At 65.3% G+C, this 4,738-nt stretch carries 2 protein-coding genes and 1 tRNA gene; all 3 read right to left on the minus strand.

Translation table 11 applies throughout. The features are described from left to right. Positions 1-165: 165 nt before the first annotated feature. Positions 166-2,103, minus strand: a complete 1,938-nt coding sequence (locus tag ACFU53_RS46715; protein ID WP_384006374.1) for a galactose oxidase-like domain-containing protein — start codon at positions 2,101-2,103, stop codon at positions 166-168. After that, positions 2,100-4,097, minus strand: a complete 1,998-nt coding sequence (locus tag ACFU53_RS46720) for a glycosyltransferase family 2 protein (protein WP_384006376.1) — start codon at positions 4,095-4,097, stop codon at positions 2,100-2,102. The genes ACFU53_RS46715 and ACFU53_RS46720 overlap by 4 nt, the downstream gene beginning before the upstream one ends. Before the next feature lie 467 nt (positions 4,098-4,564). Next, positions 4,565-4,641, minus strand: a tRNA-Lys gene (locus tag ACFU53_RS46725). Positions 4,642-4,738 lie beyond the last annotated feature (97 nt).

Raw genomic sequence — 4,738 nt, forward strand, 5'->3', positions numbered from 1 at the left:
GTTCCCCGCGCCCCTCAAAAAGCAGGGGCTGCGCCCCGTGCTTTTTGCTTTCAGGGGCGCAGGGAACTGCGCGACCAGCCCCCAAGCACACCCGCACCCGCACCCGCACCCGAGAACGCACCCGAGAACGCACCCGCACCCGAGAACGCACCCCAGACGTGGCCTCTACGGAACCTTCACCCACTGCGCCTTACTGGGCGTCCCCGCGTCATCCGTCACGAACAGCATGTACCACCCCGACTGCACCAGATTCCGGTTCTTCGGCACAGTCACCGTGATCTCAGCACCGTCCGCCTTGAAGTCCACCTCGATCGACTTCTGATCCACATCCGTCACATGCGTCGACGCACTAGGCCGGATCAGCCGCGCCGACTTGATGGATGACGCGTGCTGCGTACCGAACGTCGCCTTCCCACCCCGCGCAACCGTCTTCGGCCCACCCGTCAACGTCGGCTGCGCGTCCTGGAACAGATACGGCGGCGTATAGATCTCGATCCGCTGCTCGAACTCCCCCGGCTTGGTGTTGGCCTTGTCGGAGTAGAGGGAGTCCGATCCGAAGAAGACGACCCGCCCGTCCGGCAGCAGGATCGACCCGGAGTGGTAGTTCCGGCCGACCAGCGGGTCGGCCACCCGCCGCAGCTCGCCCGTCTTCGCGTCGTACAGCCGCGCCTCCAGGATGTTGGAGTCGCCGCGCCCGCGATAGTCCTCCGAGCCGCCGGAGATGAGGACCGTGTCGTCGGGCAGGATCGAGGCCTGCGGATACCGCGTGCCCTTCGCCATCTCCGGCCCGTCCACGAATCGCGGCTCGTCGGCCAGCAGATCGATCAGCCGGGTCTTCTTGCTGGACCGCTCCGACTCACCGACCCCGCCCCCGCCGATGACCATGTACTTCTCGTCCTGCGCCGGAGGCAACAGCACGGTCCCGGCGGTTTCGAGCAGCTTGCCGTCGCTCATGCCGGGGACCTTGGTGAACTTGTTGGTCTTGAGGTCCCACACACCGGGGTCACGCCCGATGTCGTCCGGCCCGTACCCCGCGTTCGCGCCCGAGTAGAACAGCTTGCCGTTCTGCATCAGGGAGATGGCCGGGTACGTCGGGAACTGCTGCTCGTCCTTCGTGTACGTCCACTTCCTGGTCTCGGGGTCGTAGATCTCGTTCTTGCCCGGGACCAGCTGACCGATCTCGTCGAGACCGGAGAGGCTGAGGACCGTACCGTCGGTGAGGGTGGTCAGCGTCGGGTACCAGCGCGCCTCGTTCATCGGGTCGACCTTGATGTACTTCTCGGCGACCGGGTCGAACTCGTAGGCGTCCTTGATCCCTTGGAAGTCCTTCTTGTCGAGGGCGAGCTTCTGCGCGATGCCGTACGTGTTCCGCGCGTCCTCACCCTTCAGGCCCGCGACCCGGTAGTTGTCCTCCGTCCCCGTCTCGTACTTCTTGCCGCGCTTCTCGGCCTCGACATAGGCGCGCGCGATCCCCGGCTTGTTGCCGGTGAACTTCCCGGTGTCCGGATCGAAGGTCTTGACGGCCTTCTTGATGTCGACGGTGTCCTTGAGGACGAACGTCCTGCCGTTCGCCTTGCCGACGAACTTGGTGCCCGCCTTGATCTTCATCCCCTTGTCGGGGTTCTCGTTGTGGATGATCATCAGGCCGCCGGCCTTGGTGACATCACCCTTCAGCTTCTCGTAGCGTTTGGTGCCGCCCGCGATCAGCAGATTGCCGTTGGACAGCTGGGTGTGCCCCGTGCAGAACAGGTCGGCCGGGGTCGGTACGCGCTTGATCGTCTGCTTGACCGGGTCCCAGACGCGGGTGTCGAACTTCTTCTTGTCGAAGTTGTCGGCGTCGTTGCCCGAACCCGCGATCAACAGGATCTTGCCGGTGTGCAGGAGCGCGGCATGGATCGTGTTCTGCCGGTACTCCTCCGGGAACTCCACGACCTTCCAGTGCCCGTTGGCGGCCTTGTACTCGGGTCTGTTGATCTTGTAGTCGTGGTACTTCTCGGTACTGAAGCGATACACCCACGGCCCGTTCATCCCGGCGAGCGCGAGGACCACCGCCGCGCCGATCGCGAGGCGACGGGCGCGGCGGCGGCCTGCACGGTCCTTCATTCCTTACGTCCCCCAAGTCCGCCCAGGGCGATCTGCATGGTCTGGTCGCTACCCCCGCTGCCCGACCCGGACGCCGCCCAGCTCGGCTTGTGCTGGGGAGCGTGAGGTGCGTGTGGGGCGTGCGGTGCGAGTGGCGGCCCGAATGGCGCGGGAGCCGCCTCTGGCGGCGCCACCATGGAACCCTGCAGTTCGGCCGCGGCGGCGGCCTTCTTCCTGTCCTGCCGCAGCATGTAGCGCCAGGCGAAGATGGGGAGCGCGGTGATCATCATGGCGAAGATGGCCCAGATGATCATCGCGGGATGCGAGTTGCCGAAGACGAAACCGGCGGCGATCGAGGCCCCGAAGATGACGATGAAGTACCAGTGGTACCGGAAGGTGCCGAACCACCTGTCGGGGCTCGCCGAGTCTCCCTTGGGCGTGACCACGAACTTGCTCTTGCGGCGCAGGGCCGAGTCGATCAGCGCCTTCGCGTAGAGCGGCGCGGACAGCGCGGACATCACCATGCCGGCCACACCGCCGGAGCCCTCCGGCTCGTGCGGGGAGACGTTGTGCCGACGGTTCCAGACGTACAGGCCTATCTGGAGCGCCGAGGCGTTCCCGTAGAGCATCAGCCACACGGTCGGATCGATGTTCACACCCGAGGCGCCCAGGCCCAGGAACAGGGCGCAACTCAGCGCCGCCAGAATCCAGTTGAGGGCGGACATCGGGTAGAAGATGATCATCATCGTGTAGTTGAAGAGCTTGCTCGGCGGCAGCGAGTACCAGCCCTTCCAGTACTGCTTGAGGATCGTCTCGTACGTCCCGCGCGACCAGCGCATCTGCTGGGTGAAGAAGTCCGTCCAGGCGCTGGGCCCCTCACCCACCGCGAGCACGTCCGGCGTGTACACCGAGCGCCACTTCTTGCCCGTCGCCGGGTTCTTGTGGCGGTGGATCTCGAAGCCGGTCGCCATGTCCTCGGTGATCGAGTCGTACAGACCGCCGATCTGCTTGAGCGCCTTGATCCGTACGGCGTTGGAGGTGCCGACGAACATGGGGGAGCCGTACTTGTTGCCGGCGCGCTGGATCAGCGCGTGGAACAGGAACTGCTGGGACTCGGCGGCCTTGGTGACGAAGTTGTCGTAATTGCCGTACACCTGGGGGCCGATGACGAAGCCGATGTTCGGGTCGCGGAAGAAACCGAGCATCCGCTCCAGGTAGTTGGGCAGCGGGATGTGGTCGGTGTCGACCGAGGCGAAGAAGTCGTAGTCGTCGCCGTGCGCGTCAAGCCAGGCGTTGTAGTTGCCGTGCTTGGTCTTGGCGCGGTGCGGGCCCTTGGGCTGGTTCCACTTCGCGATCCCCTTGCGGGAGAAGTGGCGCACGCCCAGGCGCGCGCAGACCGCCTTCACATCCGCGTCGTCGCCCTCGTCGAGCAGCCACACGTGCAGAAGCCCGCGGTGACGGAGCTTGACCGCGGCCTCCAGGGTCTTCGTCACCATCTCCAGCGGCTCCTTGCCGGGCACGAAGGAGGTGAGGAAGGCGACTCTGGTGCCGGTCTCGGGCACCACCGGAATCGGGTCGCGGGCGACCAGGGTGGCGTGCGCGTTCGACAGCACGTTCATGCAGCGGAAGAACTCGATCAGGCCGATCGAGACCAGCATGACCATGTCGAGGGCCGGCAGGAACTCGTACTCGACGTAGTCGCGCTTGGTCCAGTGCTCCTGCTGCAGCAGCCAGGCGAGCAGGACCAGGGAGAGCAGTGGTGCGGCCGCCAGCATCAGGGCGACCCGCAGGCGGTGCGGTTCCTGGGAGATCAGCGAGCGGTACTGCACCGTGTAGGGCTTGGTCGGATCGGGCTGGGTCAGGGGCCCGGCGAGTCGGCTGTAGTGCTCGTAGTCGTATCTGGGAAGGGTCTTCTTGAGCCTGCGAAAGGCTCCGGTCCGTTGCGACGGCACCTTGAGCTGGGTCGTCTCGGACGGGTCGTGGTTATGCCGGGCGCCCGTCGGCGTCGACGTCATGAGTTATTCCCCCCGCACACACTCGATCGAGCGTGTGTTCGTCGGTATTCCGTCCGATTAGGTCCCCCTCGACCGTTACGGACGCATCAGTGGGTCATCGTCACCATGTGATCTACACCATGGAGACACGGGACGACGGCCATCCGGTTGCATTGATGCCCCCTCGGCATCTTTTGTGAGTGCGTGCATCGCGTGCGTCGGCGAGGGCCCAAGATCCCCATCCCAGGGCGCAAACCGCCCATGGCCCCCCAACTGCCATGTATCCGCAGTCTCTTACGGCCCAGGGTTCTACGGTGTGAAGCTTGATCGCAAGATGCGAAACGCGGTGTTTACCGGTCATACACGGTTATTGGGGCATCGATGGAGGGTCTGTGGGGAGTGGGAGGGGAGCGAGGGGGGAGTGTGCGGGGTGACGTGCACATGCGGAGAGGTCCCTCGCGATTCACTCTCGCGCGGGACCTCTCCGGTGGTGCGCCGCCAGGGACTCGAACCCCGGACCCGCTGATTAAGAGTCAGCTGCTCTAACCAACTGAGCTAGCGGCGCGCGAGGAAAAGTTTAGCGGGTGGGCGGGGGTGCTCCTGACTGTGAGCGCACGGGACCGTCGGCGTGAAACGGCCGGTCGCCCGGCTCCCGGTGAGGG

The sequence above is a fragment of the Streptomyces sp. NPDC057474 genome, from assembly GCF_042802555.1.
In the GTDB taxonomy this organism is placed as follows: domain Bacteria; phylum Actinomycetota; class Actinomycetes; order Streptomycetales; family Streptomycetaceae; genus Streptomyces.

Coding starts and splice junctions, on each gene's coding strand:
- ACFU53_RS46715 (WP_384006374.1), bottom strand. CDS start 2,103: ATGAAGGACCGTGCAGGCCGCCGCCGCGCCCGTCGCCTCGCGATCGGC.
- ACFU53_RS46720 (WP_384006376.1), bottom strand. CDS start 4,097: ATGACGTCGACGCCGACGGGCGCCCGGCATAACCACGACCCGTCCGAG.